Source organism: Bradyrhizobium sp. CCGUVB1N3, assembly GCF_024199925.1.
Taxonomy (GTDB): Bacteria; Pseudomonadota; Alphaproteobacteria; order Rhizobiales; family Xanthobacteraceae; genus Bradyrhizobium.
This window is the reverse complement of sequence record NZ_JANADR010000001.1, coordinates 5,062,198-5,084,381: the sequence shown is the minus strand read 5'-3', so window position 1 is coordinate 5,084,381 and position 22,184 is coordinate 5,062,198. Positions and strand designations below refer to the sequence as shown.

At 59.8% G+C, this 22,184-nt stretch carries 20 protein-coding genes; 11 read left to right on the top strand and 9 right to left on the bottom strand.

What is annotated here, in order from left to right; translation table 11 throughout:
- Positions 1-154: 154 nt before the first annotated feature.
- Complete coding sequence (locus NLM33_RS24310; RefSeq protein ID WP_254099484.1) at positions 155-655, top strand: Lrp/AsnC family transcriptional regulator; 501 nt, start codon at positions 155-157, stop codon at positions 653-655.
- An 11-nt stretch (positions 656-666) separates the two neighbouring features.
- Here NLM33_RS24310 and NLM33_RS24305 read toward each other — a convergent pair whose 3' ends face one another.
- Both NLM33_RS24305 and NLM33_RS24300 read right to left on the bottom strand, forming a co-directional pair.
- Positions 667-3,585, bottom strand: a complete 2,919-nt coding sequence (locus tag NLM33_RS24305) for an FAD-binding and (Fe-S)-binding domain-containing protein (RefSeq protein ID WP_254099482.1) — start codon at positions 3,583-3,585, stop codon at positions 667-669.
- Positions 3,586-3,843: 258 nt separating this feature from the next.
- Positions 3,844-4,548, bottom strand: a complete 705-nt coding sequence (locus NLM33_RS24300) for a GntR family transcriptional regulator (protein WP_254099478.1) — start codon at positions 4,546-4,548, stop codon at positions 3,844-3,846.
- 149 nt (positions 4,549-4,697) lie between these two features.
- Here NLM33_RS24300 and NLM33_RS24295 point away from each other — a divergent pair, with 149 nt between their 5' ends.
- The gene (locus NLM33_RS24295) at positions 4,698-5,879 is read left to right on the top strand and encodes an alanine--glyoxylate aminotransferase family protein (protein ID WP_254099476.1); all 1,182 of its coding nucleotides are present in this window, start codon (positions 4,698-4,700) and stop codon (positions 5,877-5,879) included.
- Positions 5,880-6,015: 136 nt separating this feature from the next.
- Here the strand turns inward: NLM33_RS24295 and NLM33_RS24290 are convergent, their stop codons facing one another.
- Positions 6,016-6,858, bottom strand: a complete 843-nt coding sequence (locus tag NLM33_RS24290) for an IS5 family transposase (protein WP_254099474.1) — start codon at positions 6,856-6,858, stop codon at positions 6,016-6,018.
- 542 nt (positions 6,859-7,400) lie between these two features.
- On the opposite strand from NLM33_RS24290, the gene ggt reads away from it, so the two are divergent.
- From ggt to acdA, 6 genes are all read left to right on the top strand, one after another.
- Positions 7,401-8,987 (top strand): gamma-glutamyltransferase, encoded by a 1,587-nt coding sequence (gene ggt, locus NLM33_RS24285; protein WP_254099472.1) that lies wholly within the window; start codon positions 7,401-7,403, stop codon positions 8,985-8,987.
- A gap of 582 nt (positions 8,988-9,569) precedes the next feature.
- Positions 9,570-10,580 (top strand): SDR family oxidoreductase, encoded by a 1,011-nt coding sequence (locus tag NLM33_RS24280; RefSeq protein WP_371929983.1) that lies wholly within the window; start codon positions 9,570-9,572, stop codon positions 10,578-10,580.
- A gap of 341 nt (positions 10,581-10,921) precedes the next feature.
- Positions 10,922-11,578 (top strand): TetR/AcrR family transcriptional regulator, encoded by a 657-nt coding sequence (locus NLM33_RS24275; protein WP_254099470.1) that lies wholly within the window; start codon positions 10,922-10,924, stop codon positions 11,576-11,578.
- 2 nt (positions 11,579-11,580) lie between these two features.
- Positions 11,581-12,579 carry an MDR family oxidoreductase gene (locus tag NLM33_RS24270; RefSeq protein WP_254099468.1) on the top strand — a complete coding sequence of 333 codons (999 nt, stop codon included), beginning with the start codon at positions 11,581-11,583 and terminating at the stop codon, positions 12,577-12,579.
- Positions 12,580-12,596: 17 nt separating this feature from the next.
- Entirely contained in the window at positions 12,597-13,172 is a 576-nt protein-coding gene (locus NLM33_RS24265; RefSeq protein WP_254099466.1) for a peroxidase-related enzyme, read from the top strand.
- A 13-nt stretch (positions 13,173-13,185) separates the two neighbouring features.
- On the top strand, positions 13,186-14,388 hold the full coding sequence (gene acdA, locus NLM33_RS24260) for a 3-sulfinopropanoyl-CoA desulfinase (RefSeq protein WP_254099464.1): 1,203 nt from the start codon (positions 13,186-13,188) through the stop codon (positions 14,386-14,388).
- A gap of 51 nt (positions 14,389-14,439) precedes the next feature.
- Here the strand turns inward: acdA and NLM33_RS24255 are convergent, their stop codons facing one another.
- Together NLM33_RS24255 and NLM33_RS24250 are read right to left on the bottom strand one after the other, a co-directional pair.
- Positions 14,440-15,393 carry a LysR family transcriptional regulator gene (locus tag NLM33_RS24255; protein WP_256570550.1) on the bottom strand — a complete coding sequence of 318 codons (954 nt, stop codon included), beginning with the start codon at positions 15,391-15,393 and terminating at the stop codon, positions 14,440-14,442.
- 165 nt (positions 15,394-15,558) lie between these two features.
- A complete protein-coding gene (locus tag NLM33_RS24250; RefSeq protein ID WP_254099462.1) occupies positions 15,559-15,858 on the bottom strand; it encodes a hypothetical protein in 300 nt (99 codons plus the stop codon).
- Between NLM33_RS24250 and NLM33_RS24245 the strand changes: the two genes are divergently transcribed.
- The 3 genes from NLM33_RS24245 (at position 15,857) to NLM33_RS24235 (ending at position 18,252) form a co-directional block, all read left to right on the top strand.
- Positions 15,857-16,315, top strand: a complete 459-nt coding sequence (locus tag NLM33_RS24245; protein WP_254099460.1) for an SRPBCC family protein — start codon at positions 15,857-15,859, stop codon at positions 16,313-16,315. The two genes, NLM33_RS24250 and NLM33_RS24245, sit on opposite strands and share 2 nt — an antisense overlap.
- Positions 16,316-16,691: 376 nt before the next feature.
- Positions 16,692-16,859, top strand: coding sequence for a hypothetical protein (locus NLM33_RS24240; protein ID WP_254099458.1), 168 nt, complete (start codon positions 16,692-16,694; stop codon positions 16,857-16,859).
- 295 nt (positions 16,860-17,154) lie between these two features.
- Positions 17,155-18,252: a GGDEF domain-containing protein gene (locus tag NLM33_RS24235; RefSeq protein WP_254099456.1), complete on the top strand. Its 1,098-nt coding sequence runs from the start codon at positions 17,155-17,157 to the stop codon at positions 18,250-18,252.
- Between the two features lie 466 nt (positions 18,253-18,718).
- Here NLM33_RS24235 and NLM33_RS24230 read toward each other — a convergent pair whose 3' ends face one another.
- The 4 genes from NLM33_RS24230 to NLM33_RS24215 form a co-directional block, all read right to left on the bottom strand.
- Positions 18,719-18,817 (bottom strand): hypothetical protein, encoded by a 99-nt coding sequence (locus tag NLM33_RS24230; protein WP_254099454.1) that lies wholly within the window; start codon positions 18,815-18,817, stop codon positions 18,719-18,721.
- Positions 18,814-19,014: a DUF3732 domain-containing protein gene (locus NLM33_RS24225; protein WP_254099452.1), complete on the bottom strand. Its 201-nt coding sequence runs from the start codon at positions 19,012-19,014 to the stop codon at positions 18,814-18,816. Before NLM33_RS24225 ends, NLM33_RS24230 begins: the two co-directional genes overlap by 4 nt.
- Before the next feature lie 692 nt (positions 19,015-19,706).
- Positions 19,707-21,053: an aspartate aminotransferase family protein gene (locus NLM33_RS24220; RefSeq protein WP_254099450.1), complete on the bottom strand. Its 1,347-nt coding sequence runs from the start codon at positions 21,051-21,053 to the stop codon at positions 19,707-19,709.
- Between the two features lie 14 nt (positions 21,054-21,067).
- Positions 21,068-22,141, bottom strand: coding sequence for a phosphotransferase (locus NLM33_RS24215; RefSeq protein WP_254099448.1), 1,074 nt, complete (start codon positions 22,139-22,141; stop codon positions 21,068-21,070).
- Between the last annotated feature and the right edge of the window lie 43 nt (positions 22,142-22,184).

Below are 22,184 nucleotides of genomic sequence, written 5' to 3'. Positions count from 1 at the left end.
CGGGGGGAGCGCCGAAAGCTCGGGTCGGGGTTGTCGACGAAAGGAGGAGGGGCGAGGGGAGCCCGAGACGCAGGGGATTCTCGTCGAAAAGATATTGCGCGCGAACTCAAAAAGGCTTTTAGCTTGAGAGGCTTACTTGCCGATGGAGGGGTTAATGCCGGAGAGGCTCGGGGTGCAGGACCTCGATCAACATGATCTAGCAATCCTCGAAATTCTTCAGCGCGACAACACAACTCCGCAACGCACTATTGGAGACATGGTCAATCTCTCCGCTGCGGCTGTTCAACGCCGGATCAGCAGGCTTCAGAAGGGCGGCGTCATCCAAAGCAACGTCGCCATCCTTGATCCAGAGACTGTGGGACTACCGATCACGCTTCTCGTGGAAGTCCACATAGAAAACGAGCGTCTTGATCTGCTCGAGGCTGCCAAGAAGGCATTCAAAGCAACTCCCGAAGTCCAGCAGTGCTACTACATTACTGGCGACAACGACTTCTTGTTGGTGATCACCATTGCTTCGATGAGAGACTACGAAGAGCTTACTAAGCGGTTGTTTTTCGAGAATCACAACGTCAAGCATTTCAGGACGATGGTGGTCATGGATCGCGTGAAAGCGTCGATGGGCCTAAAGTTACCCACCGAGAAGACGACCAAGTAGGGGCCTGCTGATCAATCGTCTAGCGCCATCGCGAGGACGCGCGCGACGTGAACGGCTTCGCGGGCGGCTCCGTCCCAGATCTGATGGCGACAACTTGTGCCGTCCGCGACGACGAGATCTTCAGGGGCTGCCTGGCGGACGGCGGGGAAAAGAGACAACTCGCCCATCGCCATCGAGATGTCGATCGTGGCCGCTGCGTAACCGAATGCTCCGGACATGCCGCAACAACTGGACTCGATCGGCTTGACGTCGAGTCCCGGGACAGCCCGCAAGGTTTTTTCCACCGCGCCCATCGCGTCGAACGCCTTTTGATGACAATGACCGTGCAAATGCACGGTCCGCCTCTGCTGGTCCCGGAAGGACAAGGTGGTAGCACCTGTCGCCAGGTCGTCGGCCAGCACTTCCTCGATCAGCCTTGCCGCCTTGGCCAATGGTGCAACGTCTTCCTTCGGCAGAAGGGCGGCGAACTCGTCGCGGAACGTCATGAGACAGGAGGGCTCGAGCCCGACGATCCGTGCCCCTTTCGAAACGAATGGCGTCAGGGCTTCCGCAGTCCGCCTCGCTTCCAGGCGGGCCTCCTCGACAAGGCCTGCCGAAAGGAAGGTTCGTCCGCAGCACAATGGCCGGCCGCCGTCCTTTGCTGTGACACGATGCATCCGGTATCCGCCGGCCTGTAGCACTCTTTCAGCCGCTTCCAAGTTTTCGCGTTCGAAATACCGGTTGAAGGTGTCGCCGAAGAGTACCACATCGCGCCCGTCTCCCACGACGTCCGATGGCGAAGCTCGATGACGCTTGTCGTGCCAGGGGGCGCGCCACACAGGCAATGTACGTCGCGCCGAAAACCCCAGCCAGCGTTCGGTTAGCCACGCCAAGCCAGGTATGCGGTCGCGCAAATTCATGAAAGGGGCGAGCTTTGCAGCAAGTGGTGCATAGCGCGGCAAATATGCGATCAGCCACTCCTTGAGCGGCAGACCATGCCGACCATGGTAGTGGTGCAGAAATTCGATTTTCATCCGCGCCATGTCGACGCCCGTGGGGCAGTCACGCTTGCAACCCTTGCAGGAGACGCAAAGGTCCAGTGTTTCCTTCATCTCTGGAGAGGTTAGGGCTTCCGGGCCAAGTTGTCCGGAGATCGCGAGCCGCAACGTATTTGCCCGGCCTCGGGTGAGGTGTTGCTCTTGCCGCGTGACGCGCCAGGACGGACACATCGTGCCTCCCGCCATCTTCCGGCATGTACCGTTGTTGTTGCACATCTCGACGGCGCCGCCGAAGCCGCCCCATTCTGACCAGTCGAGAGCTGTCTTCGCGGGAGCAGAGGCGCGGTATTCCGGCGGAAAGCGCATCAAGCTGCGATCGTCCATGTGATAAGGCCGGACGATCTTGCCTGGATTGAACCGGTTCCCGGGGTCGAACGCGTCCTTGACCTCCTCGAAGGCGCGTGTGAGCGATCCGCCAAACATCGGCTCGATGAAATCTGAGCGGGAGATGCCATCTCCGTGTTCGCCTGAGAACGACCCTTTGAATCGTCTCACAAGGTCGCAAGCTTCTTCGGCGATGGCTCGCATCGCCTTGACGCCCTCTTCGGTCTTCATGTTCAGGATGGGACGAACATGGAGGCAGCCGACGGACGCGTGGGCATACCAGGTTCCGCGCGTGCCGTGCTTCTCGAATAGGGCCGTCACCGCATCCGTGTAATCGGCCAGGTGCTCCAGAGGAACGGCACAATCTTCGATGAACGAGACGGGTTTCCCATCCCCTTTCATCGACATCATGATGTTCAGACAGGCTTCTCGAACTTCCCAAACCCGCTTCTGTCGCTCTGGTTCGATGACCTCGACCACCGCATCCGCAAAGCCGTGGTCGGCCATGCATTGATCCAGTCGTTTCAGATCTTTTTTCAGTTCCGAGAGATTATCTCCAGCGAACTCGACCAGGAGGAGGCAGTTCGGTTTTCCTCTCGTGATATCGTTGAGAGTGCGGATGAACAGCGGGATGTCGGCGCCGAGAACCAGAACGTTGTTGTCGACGAGCTCGACCGCCACGGGATTTAGTGCGACGAGATGCTGGGTCGTCTCCATGGCAGCCCGAAAGCTCGGGAAGTGGCAGACGCCCATGACGCGATGCCGGGGCAGCGGCGAGAGGAGCAGTGTCGCTTCCGTCGTGATTGCAAGAGTGCCTTCCGAGCCGACCAGCAGGTGGGAGAGGTTGGGCCGGACCGCCAGCAATTCATCGAGGTTATAGCCGCCGACGCGACGCTGGACCTTCGGAAAGATGGTCTCGATCTCGGATCGATGGCGCTCGGCCAGCGCGAGCATCCTGTTCATCAAATCGCGGGTGCGCGAAGATGAGTTATCGCCGATCGGTCGATCACTTAGCGTGAAGGATTCGCCGTCATTGAACATGGCCTTGAGTGCGATGACATTGTCGACGGTCTTGCCATATCTGAGCGAGCGCGCTCCGGAAGAATTGTTGCCCGTCATCCCGCCGATCGTGCAGCGGCTCGCCGTCGACGGCTCGACGGGGAAGAACAGGCCGTCTTTCTTGACGAATGTGTTGAGTGCCTCGAGAACGATCCCGGGGGCGACTGAGATCGAACGGGCCGTGGGATCGTACTCGCGGATCGCGTTGAAGTAGCGGCTCAGGTCGAGCACGAGGCCATTGCCGATCGGTTGGCCATTCTGAGAAGTGCCGCCGCCACGCGCGATCACGGGGATTCCGTGTTCGGCTGCAATTGTCAGTGCCGCCGCGATGTCTGCCTCGGTTTTTGGGAAGGCGACGCCTTGGGGCATGATCTGATAGATCGAGGCGTCCGTCGCATACCGTCCGCGGGTGAATGCATCGAAGCGGACCTCACCCTCCAATGCGCGAGAGAGCTGTCTCTCGAAGGCGACATCGTGCCGGTAGGGGCCTGCATATGCGGTCTGGTTCATGTCGCGCCTTCATCATGAAGCCCAGAGACGAAGGAATGGGTGAATCACCGACGGGAATGGGCCCTGTCTGGCCTCGGTCCCCCATCCGCACTGCCCGTGTCCGTCCCTGTTGGGTTCGGTACCGCGCCGGCTTACGATCAGTTGGCGCGTCGGCAGGACACTAGAACGAAACAATTTTGCATGCAATATTGAATTGGATATCGCAGAATATGCCGACACAATGCCGGATGTGGGCCAAGTGCTCGACAGGAGGGCGCCTTAAGTCTGTCCCTGCGCGGCCTTTCGCTTGTTTCTGAGGTGAGCGAACAGAATGTTGGCCAATTCGCCTCCGGATCGGCGGCGGAGCGCGTCCAGGATGGCCTCGTGTTCGCGCATGGCCTCCCCCCAGCGATCGCGATCTCTGGCCAGATTGGCCGTATAGCGAACCCGGCGGATCCGGCCAGACAGGTTGGCGTAAGTCGCCGTTAGGCTGGGATTTCGAGCGGCCGCCAGGATCTTTTGGTGGATGGCCTGATTGCTCTGGAAGTATTCGTGCATGTCCCGCCGAAGATAATCTCGGTACATATCGTGGTGAATCTGCTCAATTTCGGCGATTTCCTCGTCCGTTATGCGCTCGCAGGCCAGTCGACCTGCCAGCGCCTCGAGACCTCCCATGAGGTCGAAGAGGTCCCGGATGTCGTCGGAGCTCAAGGCGCGGATGCGCGCGCCGCGATTGGGGAGCAGTTCGATCAGCCCTTCGGCGGCCAGCACCTTCAGGGCTTCGCGGAGGGGAGTCCGCGAAATGTTGAACTGCTCGCATAGGGTTCGTTCGGGAACGCGTGCTCCGTCGGCGAGATTGCCTTCGACGATGAAATCCCGAAGCTTGCCAAGCAGTTCGTCGTGCAACGAGGCGGGGCCTTTGTCGTCCCCGTGAGCTGCTGGGGTTGTCTGATCTTCGGATGGTTCAAGCGCTGTGTCGGTCATCTCTTATCGGTAAGCCCGCCGGGAGAAGTTGTCGAGGCTCCATAGTCATATTTTGAATTCCAAAATTGGATTGACTTCCAAAAAAATGAATGCAAAAGAGAGCGGGGCGCACCGCTGGTCAGCGCTTAGCCCATTTGGAGGAAGTCATCATGCAAGGTCGCCACTTTTTGCAGATTCCCGGACCTAGCCCGATACCCGACCGCATCCTGCGCGCGATCGCGATGCCCATTATCGATCATCGGAGTGCCGAATTCGCCGAGTTGGGGAATTGCGTGCTCGATGGCTGCAAGGACGTGTTCAAGACGAAGCAGCCCGTCATTATTTTCCCCTCGTCCGGCACCGGTGCCTGGGAAGCTGCCATCGTCAATACCTTGTCGCCGCGCGACAAGGTTCTCATGGTCGAGACGGGGCATTTCGCAACGCTTTGGAAACAGATCGCTACGCGTTTCGGTCTTGAGGTCGACTTCGTCCCCGGCGACTGGCGCCATGGCGCCGATCCAGCAGCAATCGAGGCAAAATTGCTGGAGGACAAATCCCACAGCATCAAAGCGGTGATGGTTGTCCATAACGAGACCTCCACGGGAGCGACCAGCCGGATCGCCGAGATCCGACAGTCTATCGATGCAGCGAAGCATCCGGCATTGTTCATGGTCGACACCATCTCCTCGCTCGCCTCAGTCGACTACCGCCACGATGAATGGAAGGTTGACGTGACGGTCTCCGGATCTCAGAAGGGATTGATGCTTCCTCCTGGATTGGGCTTCAACGCGATTTCTGAAAAGGCGTTGACTGCGTCGAAGGACAACAAGATGCCCCGGTCCTTTTGGGACTGGCAGGAGATGCTGAAGCACAACAATGCAGGGTTCTTTCCGTACACTCCTGCCACCAACTTGCTTTTCGGGCTGAAAGAAGCGCTCGAGATGCTGAAAGAGGAGGGGTTCGACAACGTCTTCGCCCGACACAAGCGTCTCGCGACGGCGTGTCGCGCCGCGGTCGAAGCGTGGGGCCTTGAAGTGCTCTGTCAAAATCCGGCCGAGCAGTCGCCTGTTCTGACCGGGGTTTTGATGCCACCGGGCCATGACGCCGATCGCTTCCGCAAGATCACGCTCGAGAAGTACAACGTTTCGCTCGGCTCCGGACTGGGCAAGGTCGCAGGCAAGGTCTTCCGCATCGGTCATCTCGGCGAATGCAACGAGCTCAGCCTGCTCGGGGCGTTGTCCGGAGTGGAGATGGGCCTGGTGGCTGCCGGCGTGCCCCACCGCGGCGGAGGTGTCGATGCTGCCATGGCCGTTTTCGAGGACAAGCAGCGGATCAATCGAACTGAGCGCTAGCCGTCGGCAAGGCAGTTCCTGGTTTGAGAGATCGCTGATATGAAATCCGCGATCCGCCTGGTCGGAGAGGTGCTCAAGCACAGAGCTGAAGCGCGATGATGATTCACCCCAATCCCATCGCGCCTTAGAGTCTGACTCAAAATTGCATTGCTGTTTTTATGGCTGCGATGCGCCTTGTCATGAGTTGGACGGAGGCGAGGAAGAGCCAGGCAGTTGCGCTTTCGATGGTTCGCTCGAAGTCCTTGGCCAATCTGCGGTTGCGGCCGAGCCAGGCGAAGGTTCGTTCGACCACCCAGCGGCGCGGAAGCACCTCGAAGCCCTGTGCGGCATCGGAGCGCTTGATGATCTCGACAGTCCACCGGCCGATCTTTCCCAGCACCGCCTTGAGCTTTCCGCCGGCATAGCCGCCATCGGCGAAGATATGGCGCAGCCAGGGGAAGCGGTAGCGAATGCTGCACAGGACATCTGGCGCGCCATCGCGATCCTGGACGTCGGCAGCGTGAACGATCGCGCCGACCAGGAGCCCTTGGGTGTCGGTGACGATGTGGCGCTTTCGACCCTTGATCTTCTTCCCCGCGTCGTAGCCGCGAGGGCCGCCACCTTCGGTGGTCTTGACCGATTGGCTGTCGATCACACCAGCCGTCGGCGAGGCCTCCCGGCCGATCGCCTCGCGCGCCAGCATCAGGAGTGCGTGGTTGATCGATTGCCACAATCCGCTGTCCCGCCATTGGTAGAAATAGTACTGCACCGTGGTCATTGGTGGAAACAGAGTGGGCGGCAGCATGCGCCACGGCAACCCGCCGCGCAGCAGATAGAGCACTGCCTCGACGATGTCCCGATAGCTCCATTTCGGGCGCCGCCCGCGCTTGGCCCGCACAGGAAGCAACCTCTCCAGCACGACCCATTCCGCATCCGTCAAGTCGCTTGGCAAACGCAGCTCCTCTCGGGCAAACTGTGCCCGAGTGATATCAGTCCACATTCTCGATCCCTTTGATGCTTCGCAACACCAATGGAATCAGAACTCGCTGATATCACTCAACTTATTTTTCGGTCGGACACTTAGGTCACGATCGCTACGCGTAGATATTCTTTAGCGATAAGATAGAGCTTCGGAAGATGCGATCGAAAGGGGCCGAGCATGCCTTCGTGCGGAAGACGCACGCTCGCTCACGTCGAAGTTCCTGCACTCATCTCCATGATCGAACGGCATCTCACAAGGTGGCGGCTTTGCGAATTGCGACCCTATTCTGCAACATTCATGCAGAATGCGGGCGCATTTAGACGCGTTTCTGACCGTCAAACGCACTACGTGTAGGAAATACTCTCGTGGCGAAGCTGTAGCTATCCGACGTTCGGCGAGCGCGGTCTTAGGCGTTGAATTGAGACCAAGCTCAGCTTCCTGAGACACTGCGTTCGACTCCTTACCTCCCAAACTTACCGGGGCTCGTGCTCCGGTCTTTTTTGGACGTGACTGGTTGGGAGCCAACCGGTGTCCCGACACACTTTGAAAGTCTGGCGAACATGAGAGATTTCGAATTCCCAGGACGTTCCGAAGCATTCGGCGTCAATGGAATGGCCGCGACCCCGCACCCGCTGGCCACGCTGGCGGCAATCGACGTGCTCCGCGAAGGCGGCAACGCCATTGATGCGGCGGTGGCGGCTGGAGCTGTGCTTGCTGTCGTTGAGCCAACCCAGACCGGTGTGGGTGGAGACTGTTTCGTTCTACTGAAGCGGGAAGGGCAACCGATCATCGCGCTCAACGGATCTGGAGCAGCGCCGTCGGCCGCGAGTGTCGAACGGCTCGCAGAAGCCGGCGTAACGACGCTCGACCCCGAGAGTGCGCACGCGGTTACGGTTCCAGGTGCCGTACGAACGTGGGTCCGGCTGGCCGAGGATCACGGGACGCTTGAGCTCGCGCGTCTCCTTTCACCTGCCATCGCCGCTGCGGAAAATGGCTATCCTGTCGCTGAGCGGCTGGCGAGGGACTGGGGGAGGCATGTGCCGAAGCTCTCTCGTCTGGCTGCTACGACTTCGGTCTTTCTGCCTCGCGGCGAAACGCCGGCCCCCGGCGATTTGCACACGCAGCCTATGCTGGCCCGCACCCTTCGGGATATCGCCGCAAAGGGGGCCGACGTGTTTTACGAGGGATGGATTGCGGAGAGCATCGTAAAGGCTCTACGCTCGCTCGGTGGTTTTCATACCGTCGAGGATTTTGCTGCCTTCCAGCCGCGCTACGAGAAGCCAATATCCGCGTCCTACCGTGGTTTTGAACTGTGGGAATGTCCGCCAAATGGCACAGGCGTTGCCGTTCTCGCCATGGCAAGTTTGCTCGACCGTTATAGCGTCGCGGACTTCGCTCCCGTATCGGTGGAGCGCTACCATCTCTTGGCCGAGATCGCGCGCATTGGCTATGCAGAGCGCGACTCCTTCGTCGGCGATCCCGACACCGGGCATGTGCCGGTCGAGCGCATGACCTCGTCTGCCCGTGCCGACATCCTCTCTCGCCGGATATCATTTAGCGGGCGGCTGAGCGACGTCGCGCCGATCACAATGCCGGAACACAAAGATACGGTGTTCCTGTCCGTCGTGGACAAGGATCGCACCGCAGTTTCATTTATCAACTCCGTCTTCGACGATTTCGGCAGCGGCATCGTGGCCCCCGAATGCGGGGTCCTGCTGCACAACCGCGGCTTTGGCTTTGTGCTCGAACCCGGCCATCCCAACGTGCTCGCGGGGGGCAAGCGACCAATGCACACCATCCTGCCTGCGATGCTGACGCGAGGCGGCGAGTGCGTCTTGTCGTTCGGCGTGACAGGAGGGCATTTCCAGCCCATCGGACAGATCCAGGTTCTGTCGAACCTACTCGATCACAAAATGTCGGTGCAGCAAGCGATCGACCAACCGCGTATCTTCGCGCGCGGCGACGTGCTGGACGTCGAAGCGACCGTTCCGGCTAAGATCGTCGAGGGGCTTCGTGCGTTGGGACACCTTCCTACGCGAACTCAGAGTCCGCTCGGAACAGCCCAGGCGATTTGGATCGACCGTAAACGTGGACTTCTCAGAGGCGGGGCTGATTCCCGCCGAGATGGCATCGCCCTTGGTTACTGAGATCAGACGTCGAAAATTCTCTTTCCATTGGTGGTCGAGTGCGGAGATACGGCAACCGTCGCGCAATGTTTGAGTTGAGAGGTTGACGTCTCTGCACCGAAAGAGAGGCAGCGCCCGAGTTTGGTCTCAGCAATGCAGCCTAGCTGTGCGATTTCGGCGCCGACCTAAAATTGCACTCAGCTTGGGAATGGCGTGATTGGCGCCCGCGAGGTGCACGAGTGACGAAATCTAGTTGGACCGAACACCTGCGGTGCCCGAGCTGTGGACGGACCGGTCGCGCGCAGCTTTCCGAAATCGAACCTTTGCGAAACCGGATTGATTGGGTCACGGAGGAGTTCGAAATCCGTACGGATAAACGGGGCAGCGATTTTTGGTGCAAGATCTGCAAGGTGCCTGCCGTCCCCTAGTATCACGAGATAGCTCGCCAAGAGGCGTATGAAGCCCGTATGCAGAGCCTTCGTGGAGCTTGTTCAAACCCAACACCGCTCCGCAATGGGCATCTCCTGGGTGTCGTGCCAGAATTGTCACATCCGACGACAGGCCGAGTTTTCAGATCCGTAAGCGACGGTTGTGAGCGTCGGGATGACAGCGATCTTCCTACCCAATTCACCCACGTTCGTTTCTGATTACTTTCCTGAAGGGCACCTCACAGGCAACCGCGTAGCTCCGCGTTCACTCCTCGGTCCACGCCATCCACTTATGTATGCCGGCATAGGAAATTGGGTAATTGCTATTCTGTCCGTCCAAGGCGAAAGGAGCGCCAGAAATGAGGAAAACAAATCAAGCTCCATAAAACGCGCGGTTCACATCGGGCGCGCCAAAGGACGAAATAGGAGACGAAATATGGGTAAACTAGGTGGCAAGGTTGCTGTTATCACCGGCGGCAGCGATGGAATGGGCTTGGCGACAGCCAAGCTGTTCGCACGCGAGGGCGCGAAGGTCATCATCACCGGGCGCGATCAGGCAAGGCTCGATGCCGCGGCGCAGGGCATCGGAAATGGCGCCGACGCGATCGGCTGCGATATTTCGAAGATGGCGGACATCGAAGCGCTGCGTGCGTTTGTCGAGAGGAAGCACGGCCGTGTCGACATCATCTTCGCGAACGCCGGTGCGGCGCGACCGAACATGTTTGAATATATGTCGGAGGAAGAATTCGATTTCACGATCGCCTGTACCTTCAAGGGAACCTACTTCACGGTGCAGAAGCTCCTGCCGCTCATGACGTCCGGCGGCTCGATCGTTCTCAACACCACGACCCTGACCACGAAGGGCATGCCCTATGTCAGCGTCTATTCGGCGGGCAAAGCTGCCGTTCGCTCGCTTGCACGCTCGCTCACGGCGGAACTCATCGGTAAGGGCATACGAGTGAACGCCATGGCGCCCGGCTACATCGACACTGACCAAGCGCGCAAATCGGGTGTGAGTGAGGAGATGATCCAGCAGACCAAGACCCAAGTGCATGCCCAAATTCCGATGCACCGCAGCGGCACCGCCGATGAGATCGCAAAAGCCGTCCTATTCCTAGCTTCCGATGACTCATCCTATCTGACAGGCAGCGAACTCTGTGTCGACGGCGGCTGGAACCAAGTCTGATGGTTCCTGCGACCAAGCATGACAAGGTCATCCGCTCTATTCGAGGCGGATGGCCTTGTGGAATGGATTTGACCATCGCTCATTAGAATCGGCGTGTGATCGTATGTCGGAAGACTCTGTGCTGAAACCCGGGAATGCCAGGCACCGTCATCATTGCGACGGACATCGGAATTCCATGCGCTGCATCGGGAATGCTGGCTGAGGCGACTTTGAACTGCTCATAAATCGATACGCGATCGGCAATCAGCGGAAAGGAACGGCGCTAGCAGCTCCCTCGATGTCCAGGCTCGGCGGTGGCCACGGCTGTTGATTTTACAAGACATTCGGTCTAATAAATCGCTGTGAAAGTGATTTTGCCATCAACAGGGCCCCGTCGTCGTGGTCGCCCGCCCAAGGACCAGTCACGGCCGGACGCGCCGCGCGCACGGCTACTACGCACGGGCGTCGCGATCCTGACCGAGAAGGGCTTCAGCGCCGTTGGAGTTGAGGAGATCCTGGAAGCTGCCGATGTGCCAAAAGGGTCATTTTACCACTACTTTGACAGCAAGGACGCCTTCGGTCTCGAGCTGATCGACGCCTATGCTGACTTTTTCGCGCGCAAGCTGGATCGATGGTTCGACAACATGGAGCGTGCTCCCCTCGACCGTCTCCGTGATTTCATTGCGGACGCAGGGTCGGGGATGGCGCGGTACGGTTACCGGCGTGGCTGTCTCATCGGTAATCTCGGACAAGAGATGGGTGTCCTGCCGGAGCCGTTTCGAAAGCGCCTGGCCGCCGTCTTCCGGGACTGGGAAGCGCGGACGTCCCGTTGTCTGCGCTCGGCGCAAGAGGCGGGCGAGATACCCAGTGGCATCGATTGCGAAGGCCTAGCGCAGTTTTTTTGGACAGGCTGGGAGGGCGCGGTCCTGCGCGCCAAGCTCGAACGGCGCCCCGACGCGCTCGACTTATTCGCCGAAGGCTTTTTTTCGATTATCCGGGCAACGTGTAAGGAGAGTTGACAGTGGGGTCGAATTTCAAAGCCGTGCTGATCGAGCATGATGGCAACCGGCAGTCGGTAAGACTGGCTGAGCTTGCTCGCGACCAGTTGCCCGAGGGAGATGTGACGGTACGCGTTGCCTGCTCGACGTTGAATTATAAGGATGCGTTGGCCATCACGGGAAAGAATCCGGTTGTTCGTAACTTTCCCATGATCCCTGGCATCGATTTCGCGGGGACCATCGAAGAATCTTCAAACGCGAATTTCAAGCCAGGCGACCGGGTCGTGCTGAACGGATGGGGCGTGGGCGAGCGGCACTGGGGCGGGTTGGCCGAAGTCGCCCGGGTGAAGAGCGATTGGCTGATCCCTTTGGAGCCGGCCTTTTCCTTGGCTCAAGCGATGAGCATTGGGACGGCCGGTTACACTGCCGCGCTCTGTGTGATTGCGCTTGAGCGCCACGGCGTTACGCCGGGAAGTGGCGAGGTGCTCGTGACCGGCGCGGCAGGCGGCGTGGGCAGTGTCGCAACGGCGCTACTCGCCAATCTCGGTTATGAGGTGGCCGCAGTTACAGGGCGTCCTGAAGAATCGGACTATCTCACGAAGCTTGGTGCCAAGCGTATCTTGCCGCGATCGCGGTTCAGCGAACCGGGGAAGCCGCTCGCGAAGGAAGAGTGGGCCGGCGCGGTCGATGTGGCCGGCGGACAGGTGCTCGCCAACGTCTGCGCATCGATGAAGTATCGTGGTGTGGTCGCGGCCTGCGGTCTCGCCGCAGGCATGGGCTTGCCGGCGACCGTGGCCCCCTTCATCCTGCGAGGCGTCACACTCGCTGGCATCGACAGCGTCATGTGTCCTCGCGAGGAACGCCGCGAGGCGTGGCGGCGACTTGCCCGCGACCTCGATCCTTCTCTCCTTGATGCGATGACCGAGCGCGTGCCGCTCGGAGCCTGCATCAGCGTTGCAGATCGTCTAATTTCGGGCACGGTGCGCGGCCGCGTAATCGTGCCAATTTCCAACGAGCAATAACCTAGGGATCCAAAGTCATGACCCAAGCCCTTGCAGTCAGTCGCTTTCCCGTTCCCGATCTCGCCGACATGCCCGACGACATCCGCAGCCGCATCCTGGCCGTTCAGGAGAAGTCGGGCTTCATTCCGAACGTCTTCCTCGTGCTCGCGCACCGACCGGACGAGTTCCGCGCGTTTTTCGCCTATCACGACGCGCTGATGGACAAACCCGGGAATCTCACGAAAGCCGAGCGCGAGATGATCGTGGTCGCAACCAGCAACCTCAACCAGTGCCAGTATTGCGTGGTGGCGCATGGGGCAATTCTGCGGATCCGTGCCAAGGATCCCCTGATTGCCGACCAGGTCGCCGTCAACTACCGCAAGGCGGACATCGCTGATCGCCAGAAAGCGATGCTGGATTTCGCCGTCCGGGTCTCCACCGAGGCTCAAAAGGTCTCCGAGAGCGACTTCGCCACGCTGAAGTCGCACGGCTTCACCGAGGAGGACATCTGGGACATCGCTGCGATCTCGGCCTTCTTCGGCCTGTCGAACCGGCTTGCCAACGTGACGAGCATGCGTCCGAACGCAGAGTTCTACGCCATGGGCCGCGGCTGAGAGGAGGTACGCCATGGAGCTTTCATCGGAGCAACTGGCGCTGAAGGAAAGAGCCGCGGCGTTCTCGAACGGGCTGCTGCGCAAGCGCGGCGCCGAGGTCGATCAATCGCGTGAATATCCCTGGGACGTCGTCGAAGCGCTGAAGACCGAGCGCTTCATGGGAATGACCATTCCGAAGGAGTATGGCGGAGGGGGCCGCAGCTTCCTCGACACAGTTCTGGTCATCGAGGAGATGGCGCGCGCGTGTACCGTCTCGGCGCGCATCGTCGTTGAAGCCAACATGGGTGCAATCTCGACTGTCATGGCGTATGGCACTGACGCCCAGCGCAAGCGGGCTGCCGATCTCGTCTTGGCCGGCGACAAGCCGGCGATCTGCATTACCGAGCCCGACGCGGGCAGCGACGCCAGCGGAATGAAGACCCGGGCCGACAAGCGCGGCAACCGTTACGTGATCAACGGCAAGAAGCACTGGATCACGGGCGCCGGCGTATCGCGCCTGCACCTGATCTTCGCGCGGGTTTTCGATGAGGGCGGCGAGGAGCTGGGCGTCGGCGGCTTCCTAGCTGTGCGCGGGGACGCCGGCGGTCTGCGCATGAGCAGGCGCGAAACGACGATGGGACTCTGCGGCATGCCCGAGGGCGAGCTGGTGTTCGAAGATCTGGAGATCACGCCAGATATGGTGCTGCTGCCCCCGTCGGGCTTCAAACGCGGTTTTGCCGATCTCATCAACGCCTATAACAGCCAGCGCGTTGGCGCGGGCACCGTCGCCATGGGGATCGCCGCCGGCGCCCTGGAGCACGCCGTCCAATGGGCGAAAACGCGCGAGCAGTTCGGGAGGCCGATCGGCGAATTCCAGGGTTTGCAATGGATGCTTGCCGACATGCAGACGCAGCTCACGGCGTCCCGGTTGATGCTGCATGCCGCGGCAGCATCGCGCGGTCCGGATGGCAGCGCGTTTCCCGACCCGATGCTCGCAGCCCAAGCAAAAATCTTCGCGTCGGAGGCCGCGATCAAGATCGTCAACGACGCGCTGCAAATGTTCGGGGCCCGCGGCTATTCGCGCGACTTCCCGCTTGAACGCATGGCGCGTGATGTACGCATGTTCACGATAGGCGGGGGCACAGCCCAGGTGCTGCGCACGCTCGTCGCAAGCAAGGTTCTGGGCTGGAAGCTGCCGCAGACCCGCGATGGCTACACGATATCCGAGAACCAATAAGGTCTACACCTAAGATCAAAGCCATGACCTTGGGATCGTTGGCGGCACCATTCAGGGTTTCTTCGCGCCTTGACTCTTCCTCAGGTCAGAAAACTCTTGCTTGAGCAGGTCCAGAACAGTTCTGACCTTGGGGAGATCCGCCATGCGCTTGTGGCAGATGATCGCGAGTTCTGCGCGGAGTGAGGCTGGAAGCTCGAGCTTGAGCTCCACGAGGTCTCCCGGCCGCTTGAGCCGATGGGGCGTCTTCAGAAGGATCATCGCGCCAACGCCAGCCTGGCAGGCCGCGACCTGTACGCTGTAGTCGTCAGATGCGAAAGTGGGACGAAAGTCTGGGATCTTGGCCGCGAGCTCCGGATTCGGGCTGACCATCTCGAGCTGCCCCGCCCATGCGATCCAGTCGAGGTCGCGAAAGCCATATTTCGCGGGCAGTCTCCGTGCGTAGTCCTTGCTGACGTACGCGCCGATCGGAATCACAGTTTCGCCGACTGTGATCAGATCGGGATCATCGGAGGGATATCTCCTGAGCGCGATGTCCGCCTCGCCACGCGAGAGATTCAAGCGTTCCGTGCTGGCCAACACCTCGAGAGCGATCTGTGGGTGCTTTCTCTTGAGGGTTTCCGCGAACGGCGCCAGGAGATCTAAGGCGAACGTCGGTGCGGCCGTAACGCGCACGCGGCCACTGACAGGAGAGTTCTTCGCATCGAGTGAGCGATTGGCTTCCGTCGCCCATTGCGCCATGCCTTGGGCTGCGGGCATTAGCCTTATTCCAGTTTTCGTTAGGGTGATGCCCTGGTTTTTGCGGACGAAAAGCGGCTCGCCGAGCCCGTACTCCATCTCCGCAATCCTCCGGCTCAAAGTGGGTTGGCTCACCTTCAAGTGCCGCGCGGCGCCACTCATGCTCCCAGCATCGCAAACGGCGAGAAAAATGCGGAGGTCGTCCCATTGTAAGTCCACGTTCGCTCCTCCGGCTCGTATGGTGGGCCATCCAGTTATGTATGGAGACATAGGAAGTTAGGCGATTGCTATTCTGTCTGTCCAGGGCAAAGTCGTCATCGTTCATCAGTCTGGGGCTGGGTGCTCAGGCAGTAGGAGGCGACGGTAATGCTCGACCAGCAGGCAGGCGACGGAGTCTTGTTCATCGTCAATGATTCCGTAGTTAGTCAAAATGAATTAGGCGGGATGACACCGAAGACGATGAACTCCGGAGCCGTCGATTTTGTGAACGGCTCGGTCGCGGGTGGCTGGATGGCAAGGGCCATTGAGCGCCTTTGGCGCCTCGTCTTTGACCTTAGCTACTAGCTGCATGACGTTTTTCAGGGCCGTTTCGCGCGAGAATTTCTGAGAACGCTCGAAATCAAAATCGTCGGTCACCGTAGTGCATCTCACGTCGATGGCCTCCCGCAGCGACCAGTCTTCATAGGAAAGCACGCTCGGATCCACGGTCAACACAAACAAGGAGATCAGACTCATGGCAAAATACGTCGTCGCGTCCGCCGAGCGCACCATCGACGCGCCCGCGCACGATGTCTACCGATACCTCGCAGACATGCACCTTCACGCTCGGTTCCTGCCGCCCCCCTTCTACGACTTCCAAGTCGAAGAAGGCGGCGTAGGAGCAGGCAGCGTCGTCAGCTTCAAAATAAAATCTGCTGGCGGCGTCCGGAATCTCCGGATGGAGATCACTGAGCCGGAGCGCGGCCGAATCTTGGTCCAGGCTGACACCGGAAGCTCCGGCCTCGTCAGGACATTTACTGTGACTCCCCACGGCGAGCAGGCGTTGGTGAACATCACCTCCAGGTTTGATGGCGAGACGGGCATCGCCGGCTTCGTCGAGGGACTCGTCGCGCCTCGCAGGTTGCACCGCGTATACGTCGAGGAACTCACCCGCCTCAACGCTTATGCCCGTGAGCAGCGCGACGCATCCTGAAGTGCCACGGCAAGCTCGCAGACAGTCGGTGTTGCCAAGGGAAGAATTCGTTCTGGGTCGAGAAGCTCACGCCGATCCAGATCGCGACTTTCGACTTCGCCGAGTACCAACGCCTTCGCGCGAGTTCACGACGTACGGTTGGATCGATCTGAAGCTCCCGTTGACACAGTGCGAGGCATGTTCATCGGGGGTGAGCGCATCTATCCGACCTCGGGGTTCTTCCAGAAAACTCACATTCAAATCTGCGTTTGCGATCCGGACATGATAGAGGGGGGAGGGGTCATGTTCCTGATCGCCAACTCAGGCGGTCATGGAGAAACGACGAACAATCCGGGTCTGTGAATTGGGCCAAACTTCCATCCCGTCGAGTCGGAACGTGGCGGTCTTATCGGCGGTAAGCCAGCTCCAGCTCCTTTGCGCGCAGACCGGTTCGATCTGCAACAAGAGCACAGTCGATGTGATGGGCTGGGATTTCATTGTCGAGTTCCCCGGAATCGGCCCGGCGCGGTTGGGGCAGCTGATGGACTGGTCGATGCGCACATAGCTGAAGCCGAGCGGTCGCCGGTTTTCAGCTTTCGGTCGCTCCGTAAATTTGCGGATGATGTCTGGTGGTCCACATGGCCGCGTGGCCGGCACCCATTCTTAACCTCTCCCGGACCACTATCGTGTGACTTTTCAATGAGTTTGCCGCCTTCATGGATCGTACCGATTTCGAGAGCGAGATTGCGCGCGCGTCTTGTTGGTCCTTTCAGCCTGAGCTGGAGGGCATGTATGCACTTCGACGCGGACGTTCGATGGCTCGTCACATGGCGCGCTCCTCGGCGGTCTGCGGAGTTCTGATGCTTGCCGCAATTGGCTTTGACCGTTCAAATAGCGTCGAGGTTTTTGCTGCGGCTTGGCATTGGCGTTGTCTGGTCGCACTCTTTTGCGCTGGCGTCGCGGTCTGCGGGTTGCGTTCCCGCAACGCCTTGCAGATCAGCTTCGCCTATGGCGCCGCGATCATATCGACCATGGCTGTCATCGAATTCGCGGGAGCGTCAGCGCCGCCAGCGATGATGGAGAACTATATGCTCGCCGCGATCATGGTATTTGCCATATGTCTCGCGGCTGTACCAATGTCGTTTCCTGCGGGACTTGTTACCTGCATTTCTGCGGCCATCTTGCACCCAACCCTGCCACTACTCTTCGGAACGGATTCGAGTTCATTCGTCAGCGATACGATTATCGGTACCGCGGCGTCCCTGACGGTGCTCCTGGTGATCCGAAAGAACGAGATTGATCGGCGGCGACGATTCCTGGAAGCGCTCCGCTACGAATATGCGGCGACCGAATTGAGTCTGGTGAATCGAGAGCTTCTGCGCATCTCCAACACAGACGCATTGACCGGGCTTCCAAACCGTCGCTATTTCGAGGCAGAAGCCGCACGTCTGTGCGCGGAGAAAGAATGTAAGAGTGTCGGCGCTATCCTGATGGATGTCGACCACTTCAAGAAGTATAACGATTCGGCCGGGCATATTGCTGGCGACGTCTGCCTTCGGACGGTGGCGCAGGCACTCGCTTGCAAGGCGGATAGAGAAGGCATTTCGATTGCTAGGTACGGTGGCGAGGAATTCGCTGCGATAGCTCCCTCAATCACGGCCATTGAACTGGAGCGTGTTTGCGAGGAATTGCGGGCGGCGGTCTCCAGTGTTGACCTGCCTCATCCCGGCTTGCCGGGATGCAGCGTAAGTATCAGTGCAGGACTGGCTTGGTGGGATACGTTTGCTGGTGATCCTCATCTATTGTTGGAAGAGGCAGATCGTGCGCTATATGAAGCAAAGGCCGCCGGGCGCAATTGCGTTGCGTGGGCCGGGAGAGTGACGAGCAACGCCTCACCGAGTATCGTTCCAGATGAGGTCGTCTCGGACGCTATCCTAAGCGCGCATCCGGGCCCGTGAAGGACGGCTTGCCGTGAATCTAACCATGTAGCGGGCCCGTGACGATCCATCGATGATCGTCATCACGTTTTCCCAACGTTGCTCGAAATTTGCTTCGCTGTTCCGACAACAGGAAATTGACTTGGAGGTTCAATGCAAGCGTCAAAAGACGTTTGTCGGAATGCACATCGAACATGTCGCGAAGTACAGGTTTGGGTCTGGACGGCTATGCGGCGTCATATCAGTTGTCCTTGTCAGTCTCCTCTGGGTCCTGAGACTGTGGAGAAATCCACGAGGCCGGGAAAAGGAAGTCCTCGTCATCGCGCCAATTGGCAACTCCGACCACACCATCCACTTTACCCCAAGCATTTCGGTCTGCATGATCTAGAACGATAATCTAAACGCGACCCTCAAAGCTTCGATGGGCGCGCGCGAGGCTGGAGAAGATGCGTTCGGTACTCTCAATGTCTGTCAGATGCCTGCGACGTCAAGGCCGTTGATCCTGCCCGCCTGCGGCCTGCTCACCCTTGATGAACGCAGCGAATGTGTCGCTCGGAAAATAGACTTGGCTGGGCTGATCGATCACAAGGAAGTTCCTGGATTGGTCGTGCCGCGCGTCAGGAACACACCATGAAGTGTTAGCAGCGCGGCCAGATGGTACGCCATCCAATTCTCTCCGCTACCGATCTCCCAGAGATAGTCAGGGCGATTGCCGCTTCGGCCAGTAGTCGCTGCTTCTCTGCGGCCAAGCTGAGCGATACCTGCAGCCGTAGTCAGATCCAAACACTGCCCGAGATCAATGGCCGCCCCTACGACCGCGGGCTTACGTATCCTTCTTCGGCCTCTGGCGCTTGATTTTAGTTCTTCAGCGAACTGAATTCCCCGGACCGGATTGGACTCCCAGAAGTAAATCCTGGGCCCAACCAATCGTACGCGCTAGTGCTTTTCTTGAAGTCATCGCCTGCCACGAGTCTCTCGGCGACCGAAGCGCCACAGCCATGGTGGCCGAGGACGAATGACGTTGTCTGCGTATGCACGGGTTGACAACTAAGGCGCGGGCTGCAGCAACCCGCTTCGCGTAAGTGGTATAGTGCCCTTATCGCCCAACCCGAGGCATCATGATCGTGCGACGAATGCCCATTTTCAGCCTGATAAGTCTAGGGGTGCGACCGGTAAGTCATTGATTTGTCTTAACCTGTGGCTGTCTCTTAATCAGCGCCCCGGTCGGACCCCGCTTATGCGACAAGCTTAGGGATCTCCCGTTCCATCAATCGCAACAATCGGGTGCTGCGCCTCCCCGCAACCAACGATTCTTGCGAAAGCGAGGTACCCAAAACCCAGGCTTCCCGCGGGCGCCAGCACGGGCGCGACTGTCTGCGTGCTGGCCCCCCGCGTATCAAGGTGGATGCGAAGAAGCTCCTTTTGCAAAGCTTCGCTAGTCTAGCGGCTCGATTGCGCCGCTCTTTGAGAGTAGGTCAGATGCTCCTCAAAACGGCGCGCGTTTCGGTCAACAGGCGATCGGCATCGCTCTCCGAGAAGACGAGAGGAGGACGAATTTTCAAGCAGTTCGCATGATAGCCGGTCGCCGAGATCAGCACGCGACGTTTGCGCAGGCCATCGACCACGGCGAGCGCGGTTGCCGAGTCGGGTTCCTTCGTGCCTCGATCCTTCACGAACTCCGCCGCGACATAAAGTCCAGCGCCGCGGACGTCCCCGATGCGCTCATCGTTGGCCGCGATCTCCCGGAGACCCTTCTGAATCATGGCGCCGATGCGCGCGGCATTGTGCTGCAGATTATCCTCACGGATGACATCAAACGTTGCCTTTGCCGCCGCGATGGCCACGCTATTGCCGCCAAACGTATTGAAATAACGCATTTCGTTGCCGAAGCGCTCGATGACCTCTCCGTGGACCGCCACGGCCGCGACTGGGAAGCCATTGCCCATCGGCTTGCCCATGGTGACGATATCCGGCGTCTGGCCATGGCGCTGGAAGCCCCACAGCTTGTCGCCCGAGCGACCGAAGCCGGCCTGCACTTCGTCGGCGATGACGACGCCGCCGGCCTTGTGCACGAGCTCGGTGATCGGCTGCAGGATATTCGTGGGATTGGCGTAGATCCCGTCGGATGAGAAGAGCGAGTCCGCGATGAAGGCGGCGATCCCTTCACCCCGCCGTTCAAGCTCCGTGATCTCGTGTGCGACCTGGCGAACGAGAAGCTCGGCAACTTGGCCCGCGGGCAGGCGGTAGGAATCGGGCGCAGGGATCCTGCGGACCCAGGTCCCCAACGGGGAGTTCTTGCCAAGCGACGGGGACAGCCCTGCTGTTAGGAACGAATTCCCCGTGTAGGCCTCGGACGTGATGATGATGCCCTTGCGGCCGGTCTGGTGCATGGCGATGCGCAACGCCAGATCGTTGGCCTCCGAGCCGGTGCAGGTGAACATGATGTGTTCGATCGGCGCGCCGAACGTCGGAATGATCTCGGCGGCAAATTCGAGGATACCGTCCTGCACGTAGCGCGTATGGGTACAGAGCGTCTGCATCTGACGATGGACCGCTTCGACGACGCGCGGGTTGCAGTGGCCGACCGATACGACGTTGTTGTAAGCGTCGAGGTATTCGTTGCCCTGCGCATCCCACATCTTCGTACCGAGGCCGCGGCTGATCTGGACGGGCTCGGCGTACATCAGCCGGTAGGCTGGTCCCAGCAGCTCGCGGCGCTGGCGGATCTTGTCCTGAAGTGCGGCGTCAAGACCGTCCATGTTGTTGGGGTCGAAGCCGTTGACCATCCCGACATTGACCTTGGGCTTGGTGGGCGCATTCATGATCGTGCTTCCTTTCAGATGCTTTCCAGGCGGATGCTTTGGGGCGCGCCAGCGAATGTCTCGCTGATGTGGTCGCGCGACCGCTCGAGGAAGTAGTGCAGCTGCTTCCAGCCCTGGTGGGTGTTGCGCATGATGTAGCGGGCATTGTCTGGGAATTGTTCAGCGCGCCATGTGGTGATCAGCGCGCGCGCGATTACGCGAGCCATGACGAGGTGTGGCAGGACTTCCAGCTCGGTGCTTGTCAGGCCAGCGACAGACAGATAGCCTGCCAGAAGGTCGCGTCCGGCATCGAACATCGCGTCGTCGCCTTCAGCGTCGAGCTGGTTCAACAACGCAGTCGAGACGTCGACGGCGATATAAGTTCGCACGGCGTCTCCGAAATCGATCACGCCCGTGACGAAATTGGCGTTGGCGCGATCGGTGACGATGTTCGAGCGGCTGAAATCGTTATGCAGGACCTGACGGCGGCACCGCTTGAGTAGGTCCTCGATCTCGTGAAAGCGTTGGAGACCGCGTTCCAGCATCCTACGCTGCTCGGGACCGCGAATGCCGCCCAGAAGATAGGCGAGCTTCGGCAGATGCTGGACGTCCCAGGCAATCTCGCGCCCGTCGTATGGATGACTGAAGTCGGCCATGGCCAGACGCAGCTTCGCAAGCACCGCGCCGACCCGGGCGCGATCGGCGGCCGTTTCGTCGACGCGGTCGAGCGGAGTGCCCTCCAGATACGTCAGCATGCGCACCAGACGTGGCTGGCCATGGCGATCGATGTGCGTGAAGAAGGTCGCAGCATCGCGATCGCGCACCACGCGGGGCGTCGGAAGGCCGCCGTCGTGTCTTGCCAGGTGATCGAGCAAGTCCGACTGAAGCGCCAACTCATTCGGGTCCTCATCCGGGTTGGAGAACTTCACGATGAAGCGCTCTCCCGCGGGCGTTGCCAGACGGAAGGTGTCGTCCTTTTCGGTTGCCAAGCGATCGAGCGTGCCGGTGACACCGAAGTGGACGTTGAGAATACCAAGCGCTTCGTCGACGGCAATCGACTTGAACGGTGTGGCCAACCCTCCAGCGGTCAGCAGATTGGGAGAGGACATCGTGGATCGCTTTCGATGGCGGGTACGAGGGAGGGATGCATGC

What these genes read in the sequence shown, in the direction of transcription:
- NLM33_RS24310 (WP_254099484.1), top strand. Translation starts at nt 155, where the DNA reads ATGCCGGAGAGGCTCGGGGTGCAGGACCTCGATCAACATGATCTAGCA.
- NLM33_RS24215 (WP_254099448.1), bottom strand. Translation starts at nt 22,141, where the DNA reads ATGTCCTCTCCCAATCTGCTGACCGCTGGAGGGTTGGCCACACCGTTC.
- NLM33_RS24280 (WP_371929983.1), top strand. Translation starts at nt 9,570, where the DNA reads ATGACAGCGATCTTCCTACCCAATTCACCCACGTTCGTTTCTGATTAC.
- NLM33_RS24250 (WP_254099462.1), bottom strand. Translation starts at nt 15,858, where the DNA reads ATGAGTCTGATCTCCTTGTTTGTGTTGACCGTGGATCCGAGCGTGCTT.
- NLM33_RS24305 (WP_254099482.1), bottom strand. Translation starts at nt 3,585, where the DNA reads ATGAACCAGACCGCATATGCAGGCCCCTACCGGCACGATGTCGCCTTC.
- acdA (WP_254099464.1), top strand. Translation starts at nt 13,186, where the DNA reads ATGGAGCTTTCATCGGAGCAACTGGCGCTGAAGGAAAGAGCCGCGGCG.
- NLM33_RS24235 (WP_254099456.1), top strand. Translation starts at nt 17,155, where the DNA reads ATGCTTGCCGCAATTGGCTTTGACCGTTCAAATAGCGTCGAGGTTTTT.
- NLM33_RS24220 (WP_254099450.1), bottom strand. Translation starts at nt 21,053, where the DNA reads ATGAATGCGCCCACCAAGCCCAAGGTCAATGTCGGGATGGTCAACGGC.
- NLM33_RS24300 (WP_254099478.1), bottom strand. Translation starts at nt 4,548, where the DNA reads ATGACCGACACAGCGCTTGAACCATCCGAAGATCAGACAACCCCAGCA.
- NLM33_RS24255 (WP_256570550.1), bottom strand. Translation starts at nt 15,393, where the DNA reads ATGTCTCCATACATAACTGGATGGCCCACCATACGAGCCGGAGGAGCG.
- NLM33_RS24290 (WP_254099474.1), bottom strand. Translation starts at nt 6,858, where the DNA reads ATGTGGACTGATATCACTCGGGCACAGTTTGCCCGAGAGGAGCTGCGT.
- NLM33_RS24295 (WP_254099476.1), top strand. Translation starts at nt 4,698, where the DNA reads ATGCAAGGTCGCCACTTTTTGCAGATTCCCGGACCTAGCCCGATACCC.
- NLM33_RS24265 (WP_254099466.1), top strand. Translation starts at nt 12,597, where the DNA reads ATGACCCAAGCCCTTGCAGTCAGTCGCTTTCCCGTTCCCGATCTCGCC.
- ggt (WP_254099472.1), top strand. Translation starts at nt 7,401, where the DNA reads ATGAGAGATTTCGAATTCCCAGGACGTTCCGAAGCATTCGGCGTCAAT.
- NLM33_RS24245 (WP_254099460.1), top strand. Translation starts at nt 15,857, where the DNA reads ATGGCAAAATACGTCGTCGCGTCCGCCGAGCGCACCATCGACGCGCCC.